The sequence below is a fragment of the Sphingopyxis sp. OAS728 genome (genome assembly GCF_014873485.1).
GTDB lineage: Bacteria > Pseudomonadota > Alphaproteobacteria > Sphingomonadales > Sphingomonadaceae > Sphingopyxis.
On the sequence record NZ_JADBDT010000001.1, the window covers coordinates 3,905,668 to 3,926,614 of the forward strand.

The 20,947-nt window shown below is 65.0% G+C and carries 17 protein-coding genes; 15 read left to right on the forward strand and 2 right to left on the reverse strand.

The genetic code is table 11. The features are described from left to right. Positions 1-3: 3 nt before the first annotated feature. The 14 genes from GGC65_RS18415 to GGC65_RS18480 all read left to right on the forward strand — a co-directional run bounded on the left by GGC65_RS18415 (position 4) and on the right by GGC65_RS18480 (position 16,990). On the forward strand, positions 4-861 hold the full coding sequence (locus tag GGC65_RS18415) for a hypothetical protein (RefSeq protein WP_192648480.1): 858 nt from the start codon (positions 4-6) through the stop codon (positions 859-861). A gap of 427 nt (positions 862-1,288) precedes the next feature. Next, positions 1,289-1,657, forward strand: a complete 369-nt coding sequence (locus tag GGC65_RS18420) for a BlaI/MecI/CopY family transcriptional regulator (RefSeq protein ID WP_192648481.1) — start codon at positions 1,289-1,291, stop codon at positions 1,655-1,657. After that, positions 1,654-3,312, forward strand: a complete 1,659-nt coding sequence (locus GGC65_RS18425; RefSeq protein WP_192648482.1) for a M56 family metallopeptidase — start codon at positions 1,654-1,656, stop codon at positions 3,310-3,312. The genes GGC65_RS18420 and GGC65_RS18425 overlap by 4 nt, the downstream gene beginning before the upstream one ends. Before the next feature lie 152 nt (positions 3,313-3,464). Then, entirely contained in the window at positions 3,465-4,397 is a 933-nt protein-coding gene (locus GGC65_RS18430; RefSeq protein WP_192648483.1) for an MBL fold metallo-hydrolase, read from the forward strand. Further along, a complete protein-coding gene (locus GGC65_RS18435) occupies positions 4,394-5,152 on the forward strand; it encodes a hypothetical protein (protein WP_192648484.1) in 759 nt (252 codons plus the stop codon). Before GGC65_RS18430 ends, GGC65_RS18435 begins: the two co-directional genes overlap by 4 nt. After that, entirely contained in the window at positions 5,149-5,787 is a 639-nt protein-coding gene (locus tag GGC65_RS18440; RefSeq protein ID WP_192648485.1) for a DUF4230 domain-containing protein, read from the forward strand. The genes GGC65_RS18435 and GGC65_RS18440 overlap by 4 nt, the downstream gene beginning before the upstream one ends. A gap of 66 nt (positions 5,788-5,853) precedes the next feature. Continuing rightward, a complete protein-coding gene (locus GGC65_RS18445; RefSeq protein WP_192648486.1) occupies positions 5,854-6,567 on the forward strand; it encodes an adenylate cyclase in 714 nt (237 codons plus the stop codon). A 68-nt stretch (positions 6,568-6,635) separates the two neighbouring features. Then, entirely contained in the window at positions 6,636-7,625 is a 990-nt protein-coding gene (nadA, locus tag GGC65_RS18450; RefSeq protein ID WP_192648487.1) for a quinolinate synthase NadA, read from the forward strand. Between the two features lie 127 nt (positions 7,626-7,752). Next, positions 7,753-8,862, forward strand: a complete 1,110-nt coding sequence (locus GGC65_RS18455; RefSeq protein ID WP_192648488.1) for a DUF2853 family protein — start codon at positions 7,753-7,755, stop codon at positions 8,860-8,862. A gap of 1,002 nt (positions 8,863-9,864) precedes the next feature. Further along, positions 9,865-10,128 carry a GlsB/YeaQ/YmgE family stress response membrane protein gene (locus GGC65_RS18460; protein WP_192648489.1) on the forward strand — a complete coding sequence of 88 codons (264 nt, stop codon included), beginning with the start codon at positions 9,865-9,867 and terminating at the stop codon, positions 10,126-10,128. 120 nt (positions 10,129-10,248) lie between these two features. Next, the gene (locus tag GGC65_RS18465; protein ID WP_037555525.1) at positions 10,249-10,518 is read left to right on the forward strand and encodes a GlsB/YeaQ/YmgE family stress response membrane protein; all 270 of its coding nucleotides are present in this window, start codon (positions 10,249-10,251) and stop codon (positions 10,516-10,518) included. A 289-nt stretch (positions 10,519-10,807) separates the two neighbouring features. Then, on the forward strand, positions 10,808-12,001 hold the full coding sequence (locus tag GGC65_RS18470; protein ID WP_413052739.1) for an efflux RND transporter periplasmic adaptor subunit: 1,194 nt from the start codon (positions 10,808-10,810) through the stop codon (positions 11,999-12,001). Positions 12,002-12,048: 47 nt separating this feature from the next. Next, complete coding sequence (locus GGC65_RS18475; protein WP_192648490.1) at positions 12,049-15,654, forward strand: efflux RND transporter permease subunit; 3,606 nt, start codon at positions 12,049-12,051, stop codon at positions 15,652-15,654. Between the two features lie 70 nt (positions 15,655-15,724). Continuing rightward, positions 15,725-16,990, forward strand: a complete 1,266-nt coding sequence (locus tag GGC65_RS18480; protein ID WP_192648491.1) for a DUF445 domain-containing protein — start codon at positions 15,725-15,727, stop codon at positions 16,988-16,990. On the opposite strand, the gene GGC65_RS18485 is transcribed toward GGC65_RS18480, so the two are convergent. Then, positions 16,987-17,778: an SDR family oxidoreductase gene (locus GGC65_RS18485; RefSeq protein ID WP_192648492.1), complete on the reverse strand. Its 792-nt coding sequence runs from the start codon at positions 17,776-17,778 to the stop codon at positions 16,987-16,989. The two genes, GGC65_RS18480 and GGC65_RS18485, sit on opposite strands and share 4 nt — an antisense overlap. Positions 17,779-17,824: 46 nt before the next feature. Between GGC65_RS18485 and pepN the strand changes: the two genes are divergently transcribed. Further along, positions 17,825-20,416 (forward strand): aminopeptidase N, encoded by a 2,592-nt coding sequence (gene pepN / locus GGC65_RS18490; protein ID WP_192648493.1) that lies wholly within the window; start codon positions 17,825-17,827, stop codon positions 20,414-20,416. Positions 20,417-20,626: 210 nt separating this feature from the next. On the opposite strand, the gene GGC65_RS18495 is transcribed toward pepN, so the two are convergent. Next, a complete protein-coding gene (locus tag GGC65_RS18495; RefSeq protein WP_192648494.1) occupies positions 20,627-20,947 on the reverse strand; it encodes a DMT family transporter in 321 nt (106 codons plus the stop codon).

The following is a 20,947-nucleotide window of genomic DNA, read 5'->3' on the forward strand; positions in this document are numbered from 1 at the left end:
ACAATGGCAAATCGCATCTTCATTTCGGCCATCGCTTTCGCCGCGTCGGCCATGGCGTTTTCGGCCCCGGCGTCGGCACAGTTGCTCGGCGGCGGTGGCGGGCTTGGTGGCAATTTGGGCGGAAATCTTGGCGGCACGCTGGGCGGGACGCTTGGCAATCCGACCGGGCCCATCGGCGGCACGCTCGGCGGTGCGGGCGATCTGACCGGCTCGGGCCGCGGCGACGCGCATGTCGACCGTCGTTCGGGGCGCGTGCAGGGCAAGGGCAATGCTGACGCGAGCGGCAAGGGTTCGGCCAATGGCACGGGCAAGCTGCTCGGCAACAATATCGGCGGCAACGCCGATGGTGCGGGCAGTGCCTCGGGCGGCGGCAGCCTCGATGCGCAGGCGGTGGGTACCGATTTCGTCGGCAGCACCGCGCGCGGCGCCGTCGGCACGGCACGGGACACGGCTTCGACCGCCACCGGCGCGGCGCGCGGGGCGGTTGGGACCGTCCGCGACCGGACGGGCACGGCGCTGTCAGACGTCTCAGGCAGCGCCAGCGGCGCCGGATCGGTCGCGGGCGGCTTCCAGGGCAGCCTTGGCCAGCTTGCCGCCGCCGGAAGCGGCGCGGCGTCGGGCGCCGGTATGTTCGCGGTCGAACCCGGCATGGCGGTGACCGACGCGCGCGGCAAGGTCATCGGCTATGTCCAGGACGTGCGGCAGACCGGTAGCGGCGTTGTGCAGGCGGTGACGGTCGAGGTCGGCGACCGCGTCGCGACGCTGCCTGCGGCCAGCTTTGCCGGGTCGGGTGACGTCCTCGTCACCGGCATGACCAAGGGGCAGCTCAAGAAAGAGGCGGAGCAGCAGGAAGCCGAATAAACGAAATGGGGTGGCCGCCGTGCGCGGCGGCCATATCTCGGCGGGCCGCGTTCGCGGCCCGTCCTTTTTTCGTTCGGCTGAAAAAGCTTCCGGGGGGCGGGGCCTTTCGGCCGCTCCGCCCCCCGTCTGCATTGGGGGCAAGTGGGGTTTTCCCGGGTGGGGGCAGGGGACATCAGGGACCAGACTGATGCCCCCCACCGCTCCATTGAGCGGAACACTCGGGAACATTGGATATTATACAATTGCCGTGCCAATTTTCGGCATTTGCAGAATCCCGCGCGAGACGCTGGTTAGCAAATCCTTACCGATATCGCGCTGTGTCAAAAATCCCGACACTTTGCTGTTCAGCTTTGTTCAGGAAGCGTTCAGCCCATTGACTACATTTGTAGTCGCATCGGTGACGACGACGCCAATGGGAGGGGTCCGCATGGCAGAAAGAGCAAGCGAGTCGGAGATGCAGGTGCTGTCGGCGCTGTGGGAGGAAGCCCCGCAGACCGCCGCCGACCTGACCTCGCGCATCGGCAAGATCAACGGCTGGACGCAGGCGACGGTGAAGACCCTGCTCGCGCGGCTGGTCCAGAAGGGCGCGGTGACGGCGGAGGCCGACGGCCGCCGCTATCTCTACAGCCCCGCGATCGAACGCGCCGACGCCGTCGGTGAGGAATCGCAGCGTTTCGTCGACCGCCTGTTCGGCGGCCGCGTCAGCCCGCTGATCGCGCATCTCGCCGACCGCGAGGCGCTGACCGACACCGACATCGCCGAGATCGAGGCGCTCTTGAAGAAGCTCAAGTCGTGAGCGCCGCTATGCTGCTCCAGGCGTGGGCCGATACGCTCGTCACGACGGGCATCCTCGTTCTCCTGATCCTGATCGTGCGCAAGCCGTTCGCGCGGCATTTCGGCCCGCGGCTGACCTATGCGCTGTGGGCGGTGCCCGCGCTGCGGCTGGTGTTGCCGCCCTTGCCCTTTGCCGACCCGGTGATCGTGATGCCCGAACCGGCGGTTTCGACGGTCGTCGACATTCCGGTCGGCTTGCCGGTCGCAGCACCCGCGCCGGTCGCCGAACCACTCTGGTCGCTTGCCGACATGATCCCGTTCGCCTTTGCGCTGTGGGCGACAGGTATGATCGCCGTGCTCGTGACCGCGATGGTGTCGCATCAGCGCTTTCGCCGCGACGTGCTGGGCGAGGCGGTCGCGCTCGAGCCGATCGGCAAGATCCGGCTCGTGATGTCCGACGCGGTCGACGGCCCCGTCGCCTTCGGGCTGTGGCAGCGCTATGTCGCCGTGCCGCATGACTTTTTCGCGCGCTATGTCGCCGAGGAACGCGCGCTGGCGATCGATCACGAACTGTCGCACCACCGCCATGGCGACTTGTGGGCGAACAGTGCGGCGCTCGTGCTGCTCGCCGCCCAATGGTTCAATCCCTTCGCCTGGCGCGCGATCCGCGCTTTCCGGTTCGATCAGGAGGCGGCGTGCGACGCGCGCGTGCTGACGATGGCCGAGTGCGACGAACGGCACGAACGCACCGCGCGCTATGCCACAGCGATCGTCAAGGCGGCGGTCGGCCCGCGCCTGTCGCTCGCCGCGCCGATGGCGGTCCATGATAATCTGCAGGAGAGGCTGACGATGTTGACGCAAGAGGATATTTCGAAAAAGCGCGGCCTTGTCGGCCGGTTGTTGATCGGCGGCGCGACGCTGGCCGTGCTGGGCGCGACCGCGACGCTCGTCCCTGCAGGGATCGTCGTGGCGAAGGCGCAGACGACCGACCTCGGCGAACCGCCCGCGCCGCCGGCACCGCCCGAACCGCCGCTGCCGCCCGAGGCTCCCGATGCGCCGGGCGTGATGGTCTTTACCGAGCATAGCGACGATACGACAACCGACGATGGCAAGAAGAAGCGCGAAGTGCATCGCATCGTCATCCGCCGCGATGGGGAAGGCGAAAGCAAGGCACCGGCGGACGGCAAGGACAAGATGCGCCGCATCGAAATCCGCTCGCCTGGCAGCCTGTCGCGCGATGACGTCCTCGCGACGCTGAAGGAACAGGGCATTACGGGCAAGCAGGCCGAGGCGATCGCCGACAAGCTTGAGGCGAAGCGCAAGGAGCGCATCCGCACCGTGATGGCGCCGATGCCCCCGATGCCGCCCATGCCGGTGATCCCGTATGGAGCTTGGGCCGTCGGCGGTAAGGCGATGGTTCTTCGCAACTGCGGCGACGGCAAGGCGGCGCCGATCGTCAACCGCGACGAAAGCGACGGCAACAAGCGCAGCCGCGTCTATATGTTTGCCTGCAGCGACACCGCCGAAGGCAAGGCGGCACGGCTGTCGGCATTGAAGAAGGCCCGCGAAGCCTTCGCCGAGGGCGAACGGGCGCGCGGCCTGTCCGAAGACATGCGCGCCAAGGTCGCCGCCGACCTCGAAAAGGCGATCGCCGAGATCGAGAAATCGGGCAACTGAGCCCGACCAGCTTCACCGCCGGTCTTTGCTCCCCGGTGGGGCCGGCGGCAGGGGCGGGGAAAGGGGGCGACCCATGTCGCTCCCTTTTTCGCGTCCGCTCTTTTTGACCAGCATCCCTTTTCCTTCGCGGCGCGCGATGCCACATGGGCGACATGAGCGAAGAAAAGCCCTGGCCCGACAGCATCCGCGCCGGCGAGTGCGAACAGCATGAGCCGCTGGTGCGCCGCGTGCTCGCGCCGAACCCGTCGCCCTATACCTTTACCGGCACCCAGACGTGGATCGTCGGGGCGGGCAGCGACGTCGCGGTGATCGATCCGGGCCCGACCGGATCGGGGCTCAGCATTGGCGATCCCGCTGATATTAACGGCACCGGCCATGTCGACGCGATCCTCCGCGCGGTGGATCGCCAGCGCGTCGCCGCGATCCTCTGCACCCACACCCACCGCGACCATAGCCCTGCTGCCGCACCGCTGAAGGAAGCGACCGGTGCTCCGATCATCGGCTGCGCGCCGCTCGCCCTGTCCGACGACGGCCCGCGCGCGGATTCAGCGTTCGATACCGACTATGCCCCCGACCGCGTGCTGACCGACGGCGAACGCGTCTCGGGCGATGGCTGGACGCTTGAAGCTGTCGCGACCCCCGGCCACACCTCGAACCATCTCTGCTTCGCCCTCGTCGAGAGCGGCGCGCTGTTTACCGGTGATCATGTCATGGCCTGGTCGACCAGCGTCGTCAGCCCGCCCGATGGCGACATGGCCGCCTATATGGCGAGCCTGTCGAAGCTCTACGACCGCAACGACCGCGTCTATTATCCGGCGCACGGCCCTGCGGTGACGAAGCCGCGGCAACTCGTCCGCGGCATGCTCGGCCACAGGAAACAGCGCGAGCGGCAGATCTTGCGGGAACTCGAAAAGGGCACAAGCGTCATCCCCGAAATGGTGAAGCATATGTACAAGGGGCTCGACCCGAGGCTCAACGGTGCCGCCGGCCGGTCGGTTCTGGCCCATCTGATCGACCTGAAGGCGCGGGGCATGGTCCGCGTGCGCGCGGGTGAGATCGGGCAGGAAGAATGGCAACTGGCATGATCGTTTCGCTGTTTCTGGCGGCCGCTGCCGGAGCGGCCGCGCCCGTCTCCGGCCCGCTCGTCGCGCTGACGGGAGAGGAAGGAAAAGGCAGCTGCCTGCCCGATCGCAGCCTGTGCCTCGAAGTCCCGCCGACCGAAGAGGCTAGCGGGGCGGGAGCCGTCTTGCGCGTTTCGTCGCCGGACGCCCCGTCCGTTTCGCTGACCCTGCCGGAATTTGCCGAAGTGCAGTCGGTCGAGCTCTGGCCCCGACTGATCCGTGCAAAGGACGATCCCGACCGCTATCTGGTCGGTATCCTCACCGGCCAGACCAGCATGTATTCGGGCGGCGGAGGGTCGGCATCGCAGCTCCACCTGATCGAACTCGACGGCGCACCTGCGGCCCCGCGGCTCGGCGGCGAAGCACTTGTGGTGCCGTGGACCGGATCGGTGCTGATCCGCGCCTGCTTTTCGGAAAAGGACATGAAGGACCGGCTCGAGGCGTGCCACGACGACTATGAATTCGGCGCCGCGTTCGCCGTAGCGCCCGGCAGCGCGGCCGTCTTTCCGACGCTCAGCTATCGCGCCGTCGCGACCGCCTTTCCGCGCACGTCGCGCCGGTCGGAAGACAATAGTGCCGTGACGCTGAAGAGCGCCGATCTCGTTCGTGCGCGGGACCCTGCCTGCACCTATGATCGCGTTCTGCGCTATGACCCGGCGGAGTCGCGCTATGAGCCGGATCGACCCCTTCCCGATTGTTCGGATTATACCACGCCATGATTGAACGCACTTCACCACGCCTGTTGCCGCGCCTCATCCTGCTTGCCGCCGCAGCGCTGCTCGCGCTCGCCGCCTGGTGGGCGGTTTCGGCGTGGCAGGACTGGCAGCGCGGCTATGATCCCGAAACCGTCGTCGCGGCGAGCCTGCAGGGATTGCAGGAGCAGAATGTGCTCGTGCCCTTCACCGCGCGTTATGTCGCGGTGGTGACGTCGACGCAGAGCCGGCTGGGGCTGAGCGCAAAGAAGACGATGATCATGCCGGGAACCGTTCGTTACGAACTCGACCTCGGCAAATTGAAGCAGTCCGACCTTGATTGGGACGCGGCGGCCAATGCACTGACGGTCACGCTGCCGCCGCTGCGGCTCGCGGGCCCCGAGATCGATATCGACGCGATCAGCGAATATCGTGACGGCGAAATCCTGCTGACGCTGACCGACGCCGAACGCACGCTCGACGCTGCAAACCGGAAGGCGGCACAGGAAGAGCTGATGAAGCAAGCCAAGGGGACGACGCCGATGCGTCTCGCGCAGGGCGCTGCGCGCACCGCGGTCGAGCAGAGCTTTGCGATGCCGCTGAAGGCTGCGGGGATCGATGCGAAGGTCACCGCGCGCTTCGCCGACGCCCCGACTGGGTAAATCCCGGCTTTCCGTCGTTTCAAGGCTGCGTTATTCTCCCGCCGGGGTCGGGCAGGGGGAAGTGGTATGGCTAGCACCGCAGGGGGCGCCGCGCGCGCCGAACTTTTCTGGCATCGCATGGCGATCGGCCTCGCGATCTTCATCGTCGTCGGTTTCCTGCAATTTGCGCTGAGGGGCTTTGTCGACCCGGTCGCTGCGCCCTTCTGGGTGCATGTCCATGGCGTTGCGATGCTGGCCTGGCTTGCCCTGCTGATCGTCCAGCCGACGCTCGTTTCGCGCGATAATCTGGCGCTCCACCGCAAGCTCGGCTGGGCCGGGGCGGCGCTCGCGATCTTCATCACCTGCCTTGGTATCTTTACCGGCGTCGCATCGCTGGTCTTGAACCGTTTTCCGCCCTTCTTCTCTCCACCTTATTTCCTCGCTCTCACAACCATCGAGTCGCTGGTTTTCGGCCTGATGGTGTGGGCGGCCGTGCGGCGCCGTCATACGACCGCATGGCACCGGCGGCTGATGATCGGCGCGACGATCGTCATTCTCGAACCCGCGCTCGGCCGCATCCTGCCGATGCCGCTGATGATCGGCTGGTCCGACATTCCGATCGGGCTGATCCAGCTCGGTGTCGTCGGGATCATCGCGCTCTACGACCGGCGAACGCTGGGGAGCGTCCATCCGGCGACAAAGGCGATCGCGGCGATTGTCATTGGCGTGCGTGTCACCATCTATCTTCTGTCGATGATGCCTCCCGTCATCGCGCTCGCGGAGCGGCTCGCCGGCGCATAGCCGAATTGCCCTCTCGCGGGCGGCGGTGTAGGGGGTGCGCCAAGGCTAAAGCCATATAAGGAAAAGCGATGACTGCTCCCGTTCGCGAGAATCTCTCGGGTCTCGACCTGCGCGCCGAAATCGAGCGCCTGCGCAAGGAGCGCAACGCCGTCATCCTCGCGCATTATTACCAGAAGCCCGAGATTCAGGATCTCGCCGATTTCGTCGGCGACTCGCTCGAGCTGTCGCGCAAGGCGGCCGATACCGACGCCGATGTCATCGCCTTTTGCGGCGTCAAATTCATGGCCGAGACCGCAAAGATCCTGTCGCCCGAAAAGACCGTCATCCTGCCCGACATGGATGCGGGATGCAGCCTCGAGGACAGCTGTCCGCCCGAACAGTTCGCGCGCTTTCGTGCGCAGCATCCTGACCATATCGCGCTGACCTACATCAATTGCTCGGCGGCGGTGAAGGCGCTCAGCGACATCATCGTCACCTCGTCGAGCGCCGAGACGATCATCAGCCAGATTCCCGAGGACCAGCCGATCATCTTCGGTCCCGATCGTCACCTCGGCGGCTATCTCAACCGCAAGTTCGGGCGCGAGATGCTGCTCTGGCCGGGCGTGTGCATCGTGCACGAAGCGTTCAGCGAAACCGAGCTGATCAAATTGAAGGCGCAGCATCCGGGCGCACCGGTCGCGGCGCACCCCGAATGTCCGCCGCATATCGTCGACCATGCCGACTATGTCGGGTCGACGAGCGGCATCCTGCAATTCGCGAAAAGCTTTCCCGGCGACACGCTGATCGTCGCGACCGAGCCGCACATCATCCACCAGATGGAACTGGCGCTGCCCGAGAAGAATTTCATCGGCGCCCCCGGTGCCGACGGCAACTGCAACTGCAACATCTGCCCCTATATGGCGCTGAACACGATGGAGAAGCTCTACATCGCGCTGCGCGATCTGAAGCCGCAGATCGAGATGGACGAAGGGCTCCGCCTCGCCGCGCGCAAGAGCCTCGACCGGATGCTCGAAATGGCGTCGGGCACCGTCGGCAAGGGTGATCTCGGCAAGCGATAGCCCCGGTTTCCGGCCGCGATGTTGCTTTCGCGGAAAATGATATAAGTTCCGGCTCCTAAGACGCGAGTCTCGCCCCCCGTGCGAGCGTCTGACGGCGAATTCTTGCGTCTGGCAGGAGGATAGTCGCATGGCAGAAGATTGGCTGGCGGATGTCAGGAAATATGTCGCGGACGCCGACGAAGCGGTGGTGTCGAAGATCGTCGCATATCTCGGTATTGCCCTCAGAAACCGCGATTCCTCGCTCGTTTCCTTTTCCGACCCGAAGGAAACTGATCGCGTTCGCGAGAATTTCCTCAAAAAGAAACTGGGGCTGACCGACGACGACACGACGCTCGACGCGGCGATCGCCAGCGTCGGCGAACGGATGAAGGAAGACCGGACCAAGAACCGCGTCACCGTCTATTATCTTCTCGCGCAGCATTTCGGCCTGCTCTCGCTCTTTGGCGGAACGGCGGGCGCCGCTGGTGCTGCTGCGGGTCTGGCGGCCGCTGGCGGTCTGAACGGCGATGCCGGCAAGGACGATGACACGGCCTCGGCAGTTCCGCTGGCGGCGGCGGGCCTGGCCGGCGCGTCGGCCATCCCTGCGGCTGCGGCTCCGCCGCCGGCGGCCTCGCCGGCTCCAGCGCCCACCCCGGCTCCGTCGGCAGCCAGTCCCCAAACCGTCTATTCGGGCGGTGACGGCGAAAGCGAAAAGAGCGGCGGCATGGGCTGGCTCGGCTGGCTTTTGCTTTTGCTGGTGCTCGCGGCGCTGCTGTTCTTCGGGCTGCGCTATTGTTCGAAGCAGGAGGCGGCGGTCGCGCCGGCTACCGATGAGGCTGCCATCAGCGAGACGGTGGCGCCGACCGAGGGCACGGCGGTGCCGGCCCCCGCGGCTGCGATTCCCGAGGGCGCGGGCGTCGTCGCGGCGGACCGTCAGGGCAAACCGATGCTGACGGTCTATTTCGAGACCGGCAAATCGGACGTGTCGAACGATTTGACGACCGCGGCGTCTTCGGTGAAGGCCTATCTCGACAGCAATCCGGCCGCGACGCTGGCCGTGTCGGGTTATAACGACCCGACGGGCAATGCCGCCGCCAATGCCGAATTGTCGAAGAACCGCGCGCAGAGCGTCAAGGCCGCGCTCGAGAAGCTCGGCATCGCGGCCGACAAGGTCGTACTTGAAAAGCCGGCCGAGACGACGACCACCGGCACCGACAATTCGGCTGCGCGCCGGGTCGAGGTGACCGTGAAGGGATGATCGTCCGTCACGCACGTTAAAATGAAAGCGGGGCCTGCGGGTCCCGCTTTCATTTTATGCCGAGTCGCGAATCGAGAGCCGGAAAAATCGACTCGGGATTCGGTGCCGCGCTATCGAGTCGGTGCGGATTTCGAATCCGAAAATGCTGCAAGGCTATTACAAAAATGCTGCAACGAATCCGCTTGTTGCTAATGCCGGACTTATCCACAAGCGCAGGCCTTCCGGAGGGGCTTTTCGCTGATTTTTTGTTGGCGGGTCCGAAGCTTCATGTCAGCTTCAAATCATCGGAAGACAGAGACGACAGACCACCGGGACATCAAGGGTAGTTGCAAGACTAGCCAGAAGAGAACGGACGGATTGACGAGGAAATCTACCGATAGCCTGGTCACGGAACGTAGCGATTCCCACGAGTTGATACGAACCCGATCGGGTACAGGAAATGCAGTCCATCGCTTGGACAGCGACTGCTTCGGCGGACGCAGGAAGAGATGATGAAGGGCTTTCCAGGTGCGGCCGGCCCCCGAAAGGGGGCCGACCAAACCGTCGCCGGATTGTTCCGGCGTGCGCCGCAACGCATCGTTTTGCGGGCTGCTGATCGCAAGAGAAGCGGACCGGGATGAAGTGGGGCGGAGTGCGTGGGGCAAAGCCGGATAGTGGGGGTTGGCAGCGATGCCGGCCCCCATTTCGTGTGCGCAGATCACACACCCCACGTCGCCGCCGCGCTCGGCGAAATCAGCGCCCTCCCACATATATTTTCACGCGAGTGACTTTCGTCACATCAGCGTCAAACGCGGCTGCTTAATCCCCCCTTGCGACCCGGAGACGTTCCCGATCAGGAACCGATCCCACTTTCCCGGCCGAGCCCACGCGGGCCGGCCGGGAACCTTTCGCTCCCGACCCGCATTGTTTCTGTATCGACCAGACGATGTCCGGCCGCGACCGGACGTTCACAGGCTCGCCGGGGTCTCGCATGTACCCGGCCGGTTCAGGGAAGGGAAAATCATGGGTCTGATCATTACATTGATCGTCGGCGGCATCATTGGCTGGCTGGCGAGCATCGTCATGCGTACCGACGCGCAACAGGGCATTATCCTGAATGTCGTCGTCGGTATTGTCGGCGCATTCCTCGGCAATTTTCTCGGCAGCTTTTTCGGCATGGGCGCGAGCCTCGACACCTTCAGCCCGATCGGCCTCCTCTGGGCTTTCATCGGCGCGGTGGTGCTGCTCGGGATCATCAACCTGGTCCGGCGCGGCCGCGTGCGCTGAACGGCGTGGCGGTGGGCGGCATCGCACCGCCGCCATTCTGCTAGGCGATATCAAATATTTGGGTTACCAATATGATGCCTGCAGGGTCAGGCGCCAACATCGATCGTAGGGGGTCATCTTATGACTTGGATTATCGCTATCATCATGGGCGGCATCATCGGCTGGCTGGCCAGCATCGTGATGCGCACCGACGCGCAGCAAGGCATCTTCCTCAACATCATCGTCGGCTGTATCGGGTCGATCCTCGGCCGCTTTTTGTTCGGCAGCTTCCTCGGCGGCGGACATCTGCGCGGAGATGCTTTCGATCCGATGACCTTGCTCACCGCCTTCATCGGCGCGGTGATCCTGCTCGGAATCGTCAACCTCGTTCGGCGCGGCCGCGTTCGCTGACCGCCGAACGCCAACGGCGGTCCTGAAGGGACCGGCCGGAAGAAAAGGGTGGCCGCCGCCGGGCGCGCCGCCCTTTTTCATGCCTGTAACCTCTGGAAATTGCGCGAACATAGGCCTAAGAGCCGCGATCCGGGGCGCAGGGGGGATGGCGAAGTTTCGCCTCTTGCCAGTGGTGATTTAATTAGGTAATACACCTCGTGCAGGATTGATCCTGTCGTGCGGGGTCGAGGGGGCGGGCGCTTGCGCCTGTCGCAGCATGATGCCGCGCAAGGCAGGGAGGATTTTCGGCGTGAACTACGAGCGGAAAGTGGATGTGATGGACTGCCTGGCGGGCACGCAAAGCTTTTATGAGGATGCCGACGACAGCCGGCGCAAGCGGACGTTTCTGATCGTCGCGCTGGTGCTGATCGCGCTCGCGCTCGCCGCTACCTATTACGCCTTTACGCACAGCAAGGGCGCGACGGGTGCCGAAGGGCAGGGCGCCGCCGCGATCCCGAACGTCACCGTGGTCATCCCCGGCCGCGTGTCGGTCGAAGCCGCGATTTCGGCCAATGGCACGATCGCGGCGCGCCGCGAAATGCCGGTCGGCGTTGCGGGCGAGGGCGGTCAGGTCGTTCGCGTGCTCGTCGAGCCCGGCCAGTGGGTCGGTGCGGGGCAGACGCTGGCGGTCATCGATCGCTCGGTCCAGGCGCAGCAGGCGGCGAGCCTCGCGGCGTCGATCCGCGTTGCGCAGGCGGACGCCAATCTGGCGCAGGCCGAACTCGAACGCGCGCAGGCGCTGGTCGGCCGTGGCTTCATCTCCAAGGCCGACATGGATCGCAAACGCGCGACGCGCGATGCCGCCAATGCCCGCGTACGCGTTGCACAGGCACAATATGGCGAAGCCACGGCACGCAACAGCCGCCTCAACATCGTCGCACCCGCTGCAGGCCTTGTGCTCACGCGGCAGGTCGAGCCCGGCCAGATCGTCGGCGCGGGCAGCGGAATCCTGTTCCGTATGGCGCGCGGCGGCGAGATGGAAATGCTCGCGCAGATGGCCGAAGCTGATCTGGCGCGTGTCCAGGTCGGCACGCGCGCGACGGTGACGCCGGTCGGCACCACCGCCCAGATCGCCGGGCAGGTTTGGCAAAAGTCGCCGGTCATCAACATGGACACGCGCCAGGGCACGGTCCGCATCGCGGTTCCGTACAGCGACGCGCTGCGTCCGGGCGGCTTCGCCGACGCGCGGCTGATCGCGGGCACGGCCGAAGCGCCGTTGCTGCCCGAAAGCGCCGTGCAGAGCGGCCCCGAGGGCAATTTCGTGCTGGTCGTCGACGCCAAGAACGAGATCAAGCGCCAGCCGGTGAAGGTCGGTACGGTCACCGACAGCGGCGTGTCGATCGCGTCGGGCCTGACGGGCAACGAGCGCGTCGTCGCGTTGGCGGGCGCCTTCCTCAACCCCGGCGACAAGGTGAAGCCGGTGGTTCAGAAATCGTCGCAATAACCGGCTGGACGGCACGGTAGAAATTTAGCGCACAAGGGCGTTTGATCATGAGCTTCCGCAACATTTCCGCCTGGTGCATCCGCAATCCGGTACCGCCGATCGTGATGTTCATCCTGCTGCTTCTGGCGGGTGTCGTCAGCTTCAACCGGATGGACGTCAACGACAATCCCGACGTCGAATTCCCGATGGTTCAGGTCGTCGTCGTCCAGCCCGGCGCGGCGCCGTCGGAGCTGGAGACGCAGGTCACGCAGCGCGTCGAGGCTGCGGTGCGTGCGGTCAGCGGCGTCGACGAGCTCTCCTCCTATGTCGGCGAGGGCAACAGTCGCACGATGGTGCAGTTCGCGATCGGAACGCCGATCGACCGCGCCTATAACGACGTCAACCAGGCGGTGCAGCAGATCCGCAGCGACCTGCCCGACGGCATCCTCGAACCGCAGGTCGTGCGCGTCGACGCGGCGGGCGGACCGATCACCTATTTCGCCGTCGAAACGTCGGACATGACGCTCGAGCAGCTGTCGTGGTTCGTCGACAATACGGTCGCAAAGGAATTGCTCTCGATCCAGGGTATGGCGAAAGTCAGTCGCTCGGGCGGGGTCAACCGTGAAATCCGGGTGATCCTCGATCCCGCGCGCATGCAAAGCTATGGCCTCACCGCAAGCCAGGTGAACCAGCAGCTGCGTCAGGTGAACGTCAACGCCGCAGGCGGCCGCACCGAAATCGCCGGGTCCGAACAGGCGGTGCGTGTGCTCGGTAACGCCGAAAATGCGTTCCAGCTGGGTGAGACGCGCATCTCGATCGGCAATGGCCGGACGATCCGCCTCGCCGATGTTGCCAAGGTTACCGACGGCTATGCCGAACAGCGCAACCTCGCCAAGATCGACGGCAAGCAGGTGCTCTCCTTCTCGATCGAAAAGGCGAAGGGCGCGTCGGACGTCACGATCCACGACGAGACGATGAAGAAGCTCGCCGAGATCAAGAAGGCGAACCCGCAAGTCGAATTCAAGATCCTGTTCACGCGCACCGAATATACGAAGGAACAGTATCGCAGCTCGATGCTCGCGATGATCGAGGGCGCGATCCTGGCCGTCGTCGTCGTGTTCCTGTTCCTGCGCGACTGGCGCGCGACGCTGATCAGCGCGCTCGCGATCCCGCTCTCGGCAATCCCGACCTTCTGGTTCATGGACCTGATGGGCTTTTCGCTGAACGGCCTGTCGCTGCTCGCCTTGAGCCTCGTCGCGGGCGTGCTCGTCGACGATGCGATCGTCGAGATCGAGAATATCGTCCGGCATATGCGCATGGGCAAGACGGCCTATCAGGCGTCGATCGACGCCGCCGACGAAATCGGCCTCGCGGTCGTTGCAACGACGATGTCGATCGTCGCGGTCTTCCTGCCCGTCGCCCTGATGCCCGGCGTTTCGGGACAATTCTTTATCCAGTTCGGCCTGACCGTCGTGTTCGCGGTGCTCGTCAGCCTTGCGGTTGCGCGCATGATCACACCGATGATCGCCGCCTACTTCCTGTCGGCACAGGGCGAGCAGGACCATGCTTCGGGGCCGTGGGTCGACCGCTATGAGCGGCTCCTTGCCTGGACGCTCGACAACAAGAAGCATCATGCGATCCGCGCACGCTATGAGGCGCAGCCGACGAAGCTCGCCTATCTGGGATTGCCGTTGATCCTCGCGGGTGTGTCGGTAGTCTACGCGATCTATGGCTATTTCCAGCCGGTGCCGGTTGGGCAGGACAAGCCTAATACGGCGATGTATTTCCTGCTGAAGACGCCGTTCGAAGCGATCTTCACCTATCTTGGCGCCAGCTTGATCCTCATTTTGTTCGGCGCACTGGTGGCGTGGATCAATCGCGCAACGCTGAACGCGATTCTCAAAGCATATTTGTGGACCGGCCTTGTCACAGCCGCCCTGTATGCGGCCCTTTGGCTAATCGGCACGTTGGCTCCTTTCTCCAAGGCGCTGACTGGCTGGGCGACGATCATGGCTGCGCTGGTGACACTTGGCGTGCTCGCCCGCGCCTGCGGACTGCTGTTCAAAATGCATGAATGGCCTTTCGCTCTCTGGGCCAAGTTCATGGTACAGCGCGGGTGGGCGCGCCTGTCCGACCATCGCGTATGGATCGTCGGCATCGGTGTCGCCTCTCTTGCGGCGAGCGTCGGATTGCTGCTGATCCTGCCGCAGCAGTTCCAGCCGACGATCAACAGCGACTATAGCCAGATCCGTTACGAACTGCCGCCGGGGTCGACGCTTGCGCAGAGCGAGCATATCTCGAACCAGATCAACGCGATCCTGGCGAAGGACAAGAATGTCGAGAATGCCTTTTACGAGGTCAATGTCGGCGACGGCGGCGTCTATATCACGCTGAAGAAGAGCCGCGAGATTTCCAGCGTCGAATGGGAACGCAGCCTGCAACCCAAGATGGCGGCCATCCCCGACGCGCGCGTCAATTTCCAGAGCCAGTCGGGCGGCTTTTCGGGACGCGATATCACCTTCGTCATCGGCGGCGACGATCCGGTCGCGCTCGAAAAGCATGCGCGCCTGATCGTGTCGCAGATGGAGAAGCTCAAGGAGCTCCGCGGCTCGCGGATCGAGGGCGATATTCCGCGTCCCGAGATCATCGTGACGCCGCGCCTCGACCTCGCCGCCGAACTCGGCGTGACGACCTCGGCGCTCAGCCAGACGATCCGCATCGCGACGCTGGGCGACATCGACCAGAATGCGGCCAAATTCTCGCTCTCGGATCGCCAGATCCCGATCCGCGTGCTGCTGTCCGAAGATTCGCGCCGCAGCCTCGCGACGATCGAGAATCTCCCGGTGCCGACCGCGAGCGGGACGACGGTGCCGCTGAAGTCGGTGGCGGTCATCGGCTTCGGTGCCGGGCCGACCGAACTGCGCCGATACAACCAGACGCGGCGTATCGTGATCGGTGCCGACCTCGCGCCGGGGCTGGTCACGGGCGACGCGCAGAAGAAGATCGACGCGCTGCCGGCGGTCAAGGATATGCCGCAGGGCATTCGCAAGGTCATCCAGGGCGACGCCAAGTGGCAGGCCGAACTGATCACCAACTTCATGATCGCTGTCGTGTCGGGGCTGCTGCTCGTCTTCGCGACGCTGGTGTTGCTCTATCGCCGCTTCCTGTCGCCGCTGGTCAACATGTCGTCGCTGCTGCTCGCGCCTTTGGGCGGGCTGCTCGGCCTGTGGATCACTGGCATGGAAGTCTCGATGCCTGTCTATATCGGCTTGCTGATGCTGCTCGGTATCGTCGCCAAAAACTCGATCCTGCTCGTCGATTTCGCGATCGAGGAGATGGATCATGGCGTCGAGAAAAATGCCGCGCTGCTCGACGCCGGGCGCAAGCGCGCGCAGCCGATCGTCATGACGACGGTCGCGATGGTCGCGGGCATGGTACCGACCGCGCTGTCGCTGTCGGGCGACGGCGCGTGGCGCCAGCCGATGGGTGTGGTCGTGATCGGCGGCCTGATCCTCTCGACGATGCTCACGCTGCTGATCGTCCCCGCGGGCTTCAGCCTTGCGGACAGCATCGAAAAGCGCCTCGGCCGCTTCTTCTCGAGCAACCTGCTCACCTACCGCAAGGGCGACGATAGCAAGCCGCACGGAAAGCCGGCGCCCGAGCCGGCGGAATAATGGGGACGCGCCGGCGCAGTAAGCCACTGCGCCGGTTGCAACCTTTGCGGCATTTCGCCATTTGGTTCGTATGACCGATCATACGCTTTCCCGGCCGATTGGCGTCGCCATTCCCGCGAGAGGATCGAACATCCGCGTCGTCGCGACGGGTTTGCTGATCGTCATGGCGTTCGTCTTTCTCGGCGCGAAATATTATCAGGACGTCCACCCCGCGATCGGCTTCGTCCGCGCCTTTGCCGAGGCGGCAATGGTCGGCGGCCTTGCCGACTGGTTCGCGGTCACCGCGCTGTTCCGGCACCCGATGGGGCTGCCGATCCCGCACACCGCGATCATCCCGCGCAACAAGAACCGCATCGGCGATACGCTCGCGCGTTTCCTGCTCACCAATTTCCTGCTGCCGCGCCTGATCGCGCGGAAGATGCAGACGGTCGACGTCGCGGGCGCGGTCGGCAAGTTCCTGTCCGAACCGGGTGAGGGGGGTGGCCGATTGCGGCTCGGCGCGTCGCGGATCATCGCCGACGGCCTCGGCGCGCTCGACCAGCAAAGGCTCGGCGGTATCGTCAAATCGGCGATCGCCGATCGCCTGCGCGAACTCGATGTCGCGCCCTTGCTCGGGCAGGCGTTGCAGGCCGCGCTTGCCGAGGGGCGGCATCAACCGCTTCTCGATGCGATGGTCAAATGGGGATCGAAGACGCTCGAACTCAACGAGCATCTGATCCACCAGATGGTGCATGACAATTCGAACGCGATCGTGCGCTTCACCGGGCTCGACGAGAGTATCTCGAACCGGATCGTTGCAGGATTGTCGAAACTGCTCAGCGAAATGGCGGTCGATGAGACGCACCCCTTGCGCATTCGCGTCGAGGAAGGGCTCGCGAAGATGGCGCTCGACCTGCAGCACGATCCCGAGGTGAAGGCGAAGGTCGCAAAGGTCCGCGACGAACTGCTCGAAAACAAGGCGGTCAAGCGCTGGCTCGACGGCCTGTGGGAACAGGGACGCAGCGCGCTGCTCAAGGCCGCGCGCAATCCCGACACCATGCTCGCGGGTCGCATTGGTGAGCTCGTCACGCAGTTCGGTGCGATGCTGGGCGAGGATGCCGGCATCAAGCGCACGCTCAACCGCTACGCCCGCCGCGCGGTCGTCGGCGTTGTAGACAGTTATGGCGAGACGGCGCTGAGGCTGGTGTCGGACACGATCCGCGGCTGGGATGCCAAGACGATCACCGACCGGCTGGAAAATGCCGTCGGCGACGACCTGCAATATATCCGCATCAACGGAACGCTGGTCGGCGGATTGGTCGGCGTGCTCATTCACACCGTCGATGTGCTGATTTAACCGTTCGCAGCCAGTCCCTCGCGAAATGTCGGATAGCGCGGCGTCCAACCGAGCAGCCGCTTCGCCTTGCCGTTCGCGACACGGCGGTTCTCGCCATAGAAGGCGCGCGCGGCGGGCGACAGGCCGGCCTCGCCGAGCGATTGCAGCGGCGGCAGCGGAGCACCGAGCTTGGCGCAGCCCCACGCGACAAGCTCGTTCTGGTGGCATGGTTCGTCGTCGGCAAGGTTATAGACGCCCGCCGGTCCCCGGAATGATGCCATGACGCCGCCCGCGATATCGTCGATATGGATGCGGCTGAAGACCTGTCCGGGCAGGTCGATGCGGTGCGCGCGGCCTTCGGTAATGCGCTCGAGGATCGAGCGGCCGGGGCCATAGATGCCGGGCAGGCGAAAGACCCGGACATCGCTGCGCATCATTTGCCACGCGGCGTCGGCGTCGTTGCGGTTGGGGCGGCGGCCCTTGATGGGAGCGCTTTCGTCGACCCATGCGCCGCCCGTGTCGCCATATACGCCGGTCGAGGACAGATAACCGATCCAAGTTGCGGGGGCGAGCGCGACGGCCTCTCCATAACGCGCAAGCACGGGATCCTCGCCATCGACGGGCGGAACCGAGGAGAGGATATGCGTCGCCGACCGCAGCGCGGTCAGCACGGCGCCGTCGTCGCCAAAAGCAAGGCTGCCAGCGCGCCCGTCGCGCGTCGTTCCCGCCACCTCCCACCCGCGCGCGCGCAGACGGTCGGCGAGATGGCTCGCCGCATAGCCCATTCCGAAAATCAGCATCTGTCCCATCGCGCGCCTTATTGCGCGTGCGCGCGGCGATGCCTAGATCGAACAGATGACCGATGCCTCCTCAACCCCCGCCATCCCCGTCACCATCTATCGCAGCGACTATCGCGCGCCCGATTGGTCGATCCCCGACATCGCGCTCGATTTCGCGCTCGGGATCGATGCGACGAAGGTCGGCGCGGCGCTGTCGGTCGTGCGCGATGCCGCTGCGCCGGTGCCGTTGCTGCTCCGCGGCGACGGGTTGACCCCGGCGGCGGTGCGTGTCGACGGCGAGGTGTGGAACGACTGGCGGATGGACGGCGGCGACCTGATCGTCGATCTTGGCGAACGCACCGCAGCGACGGTCGAGGTCGATACGGTGATCGACCCGGCTTCGAATACGCAGCTGTCGGGACTCTACGCGTCGGGCGGGCTGCTCTGCACGCAGTGCGAGGCCGAGGGCTTTCGCCGCATCACCTTTCACCCCGACCGCCCCGACGTGCTCAGCCGCTACAAGGTGCGGATGCAGGGCGACAAGGCCGCCTTCCCGATCCTGCTGTCGAACGGCAATTGCATGGAGCAGGGCGAAGCAGGGAGCGACCATTGGGCGCTGTGGGAGGATCCGTGGCCGAAGCCCTCCTATCTGTTCGCGCTCGTCGCGGGCGACCTGGTGGTCAACAAGGACAGCTTCACGACGATGTCGGGGCGCGAGGTTGAACTCGGCATCTGGGTGCGCGGCGGCGATCAGGATCGCACTGGCCACGCGATGCAGGCGCTCAAGGACAGCATGAAGTGGGACGAGGAGGTCTATGGCCGCGAATATGACCTCGACCTGTTCAACATCGTCGCGGTCAGCGATTTCAATATGGGGGCGATGGAGAATAAGGGTCTCAACATCTTCAACACCCGCTACATACTCGCCGATCCCGACACCGCGACCGACGTCGATTATGACGGGGTCGAGGGTGTCGTCGCGCATGAATATTTCCACAATTGGTCGGGCAACCGCGTCACCTGCCGCGACTGGTTCCAGCTGAGCCTGAAGGAAGGCTTCACCGTCTTTCGCGACCAGAATTTCTCGGCCGACATGGGATCGCCGCCGGTCAAGCGGATCGAGGATGTCCGCCTGCTCCGCGCCGCGCAATTCCCGGAGGATGCAGGGCCGCTCGCGCATCCGATCCGCCCCGACAGCTTTCAGGAAATCTCGAATTTCTACACCGCGACCATCTATAACAAGGGTGCCGAGATCATCCGCATGATGGCGACGATGGTCGGCCCCGAGCGCTTCCGCAAAGGCACCGATCTCTATTTCGACCGCCACGACGGCGAGGCGGCGACGTGCGAGGATTTCGTGCGCGCGATCGAGGATGGCGCGGGCATCGACCTCGCGCAATTCCGTCGCTGGTACGAGCAGGCGGGAACGCCGCGGCTCAAGCTGTCGCTGGCCGAAGAGGGCGGCCAATGGCGGCTCGACATCGTGCAGATGGTGCCGCCGACGCCCGGCCAGCCCGAGAAGCAGCCGATGATGATGCCGCTGCGCCTCGCGGCCTTTGCGATGGACGGTAGCGGCGATGCACTCGCCGACACTTTGGTCACCGTGACCGGCGCAACGCAACGCATCGCGCTCGGCACATTTGCGGCGCGCCCGGCACTGTCGGTCAACCGCGGCTTCTCGGCGCCGATCATCGTCGATTTCGAGCGTGGCCCCGGCGAACTCGCCTGGCTCGCCGCGCATGATGACGATCCATTCGCGCGTTACGAGGCGTTGCAGCAACTGATGCTCGATACTCTCGTTGCGGCCGTGGCGGGCAAGACGGGCGGCAATCAGGCGGTCGTCGACGCGATCGGGCAGACGCTGGAAGGCGCGGCAAGCGATCCCGCCTTCGTCGCCGAGGCGGTGCTGCTGCCGAGCGAAGCCTTTATCGGCGACCAGATGGTGACGGTCGATCCCGACGCGATCCGCCGTGAACGGCTCGCGCTGCAAGCCGCGATTGGCACGGCGCTCGAAACGAAATGGCGCGCGATCCTTTCGGGCAAAGCGCCGCCCGCAACCGACCTGTCGAGCAAGGCCAAGGGCGGCCGTCGCCTCCGCGGTGTCGCGCTCGCCTATCTCGCGGCGACCGGCGCGGATGATGCGCCTGCGCTGGCGTTCACCATCTTCTCGGATGCCGACGGTATGACCGAACGGCAAGCCGCGCTTGCAACGCTCGCGCACGGCGATAGCGACGAGCGCACCCACGCGCTCGATATCTTTTACCAGCGCTATCGCGACAATCCGCTCGTGCTCGATAAATGGTTCCAGGTGCAGGCATGGTCGCTCCGTCCCGACACGGTCGATGCGGTGAAGGCCCTTGCGCAGCACCCCGACTTCACGCTCGCGAACCCGAACCGTGTGCGCTCGCTCTATGGGGCGCTGACGGGCAATCAGGCGGCGTTCCATCAGGCCGATGGCGCTGGCTATCGGCTGATCGCCGACCTCGTCGTCGCGCTTGACCCGAAGAACCCGCAGACGGCAGCGAAGATGATTCCCCCGCTCGGCCGCTGGAAGCGTTTCGATGAGGGGCGTCAGGCGTTGATGAAGGCCGAACTCGAACGCATCCTCGCGCAGCCGGGTCTGTCGCGCGATGTGACGGAGCAGGCATCGAAGAGCTTGCTGGGTTGAGGTCGGCATTGGGGTGGAAAGTTGTCGTTGCAGGAGCGAGCTGATTTCCCCTCCCGCTTGCGGGAGGGGCAGTGAGGCTTGCCAGCTTGCTGGCTAGCCGCAGCGGGGTGGGCTGATCGCGACGTCGCAGGCCCACCCCCGCCCCCTCCCGCAAGCGGGAGGGGAGAAGAAACGTCCGCAATCGGTCGAAACCCGCCCGCAAAATCCCGGTCAACTCGTCGAGAACAGCTTGGTCCCGACGACGCCGATGACGATCAGCGTCATGAAGCCGATCTGGACCGGGTTCACTTTCTCGTCGAACAGCAATATCCCGCCGATGATCACGCCGACCGCGCCGAGACCCGTCCAGATCGCATAGGCGGTGCCGGCCGAAATACCGCGCATCGCGAAGGCGAGCAGCGCCATATTGAGGAAGCTCAGCGAAACGGGCACGGCCGAGGCCTGCCAGGTTCCGAGCGTCGCGGCCCATTTCAGGCTGAGCGCCCAAATGATTTCGGTAACGACGGCGATCGCGAGGATGACCCACGCCAT

Excerpts from the sequence above, each read along its gene's own strand:
- GGC65_RS18415 (WP_192648480.1), top strand. The coding sequence starts at position 4 with ATGGCAAATCGCATCTTCATTTCGGCCATCGCTTTCGCCGCGTCGGCC.
- GGC65_RS18420 (WP_192648481.1), top strand. The coding sequence starts at position 1,289 with ATGGCAGAAAGAGCAAGCGAGTCGGAGATGCAGGTGCTGTCGGCGCTG.
- GGC65_RS18430 (WP_192648483.1), top strand. The coding sequence starts at position 3,465 with ATGAGCGAAGAAAAGCCCTGGCCCGACAGCATCCGCGCCGGCGAGTGC.
- GGC65_RS18435 (WP_192648484.1), top strand. The coding sequence starts at position 4,394 with ATGATCGTTTCGCTGTTTCTGGCGGCCGCTGCCGGAGCGGCCGCGCCC.
- GGC65_RS18440 (WP_192648485.1), top strand. The coding sequence starts at position 5,149 with ATGATTGAACGCACTTCACCACGCCTGTTGCCGCGCCTCATCCTGCTT.
- GGC65_RS18445 (WP_192648486.1), top strand. The coding sequence starts at position 5,854 with ATGGCTAGCACCGCAGGGGGCGCCGCGCGCGCCGAACTTTTCTGGCAT.
- nadA (WP_192648487.1), top strand. The coding sequence starts at position 6,636 with ATGACTGCTCCCGTTCGCGAGAATCTCTCGGGTCTCGACCTGCGCGCC.
- GGC65_RS18455 (WP_192648488.1), top strand. The coding sequence starts at position 7,753 with ATGGCAGAAGATTGGCTGGCGGATGTCAGGAAATATGTCGCGGACGCC.
- GGC65_RS18460 (WP_192648489.1), top strand. The coding sequence starts at position 9,865 with ATGGGTCTGATCATTACATTGATCGTCGGCGGCATCATTGGCTGGCTG.
- GGC65_RS18465 (WP_037555525.1), top strand. The coding sequence starts at position 10,249 with ATGACTTGGATTATCGCTATCATCATGGGCGGCATCATCGGCTGGCTG.
- GGC65_RS18475 (WP_192648490.1), top strand. The coding sequence starts at position 12,049 with ATGAGCTTCCGCAACATTTCCGCCTGGTGCATCCGCAATCCGGTACCG.
- GGC65_RS18480 (WP_192648491.1), top strand. The coding sequence starts at position 15,725 with ATGACCGATCATACGCTTTCCCGGCCGATTGGCGTCGCCATTCCCGCG.
- GGC65_RS18485 (WP_192648492.1), bottom strand. The coding sequence starts at position 17,778 with ATGGGACAGATGCTGATTTTCGGAATGGGCTATGCGGCGAGCCATCTC.
- pepN (WP_192648493.1), top strand. The coding sequence starts at position 17,825 with ATGACCGATGCCTCCTCAACCCCCGCCATCCCCGTCACCATCTATCGC.
- GGC65_RS18495 (WP_192648494.1), bottom strand. The coding sequence starts at position 20,947 with ATGGCGTGGGTCATCCTCGCGATCGCCGTCGTTACCGAAATCATTTGG.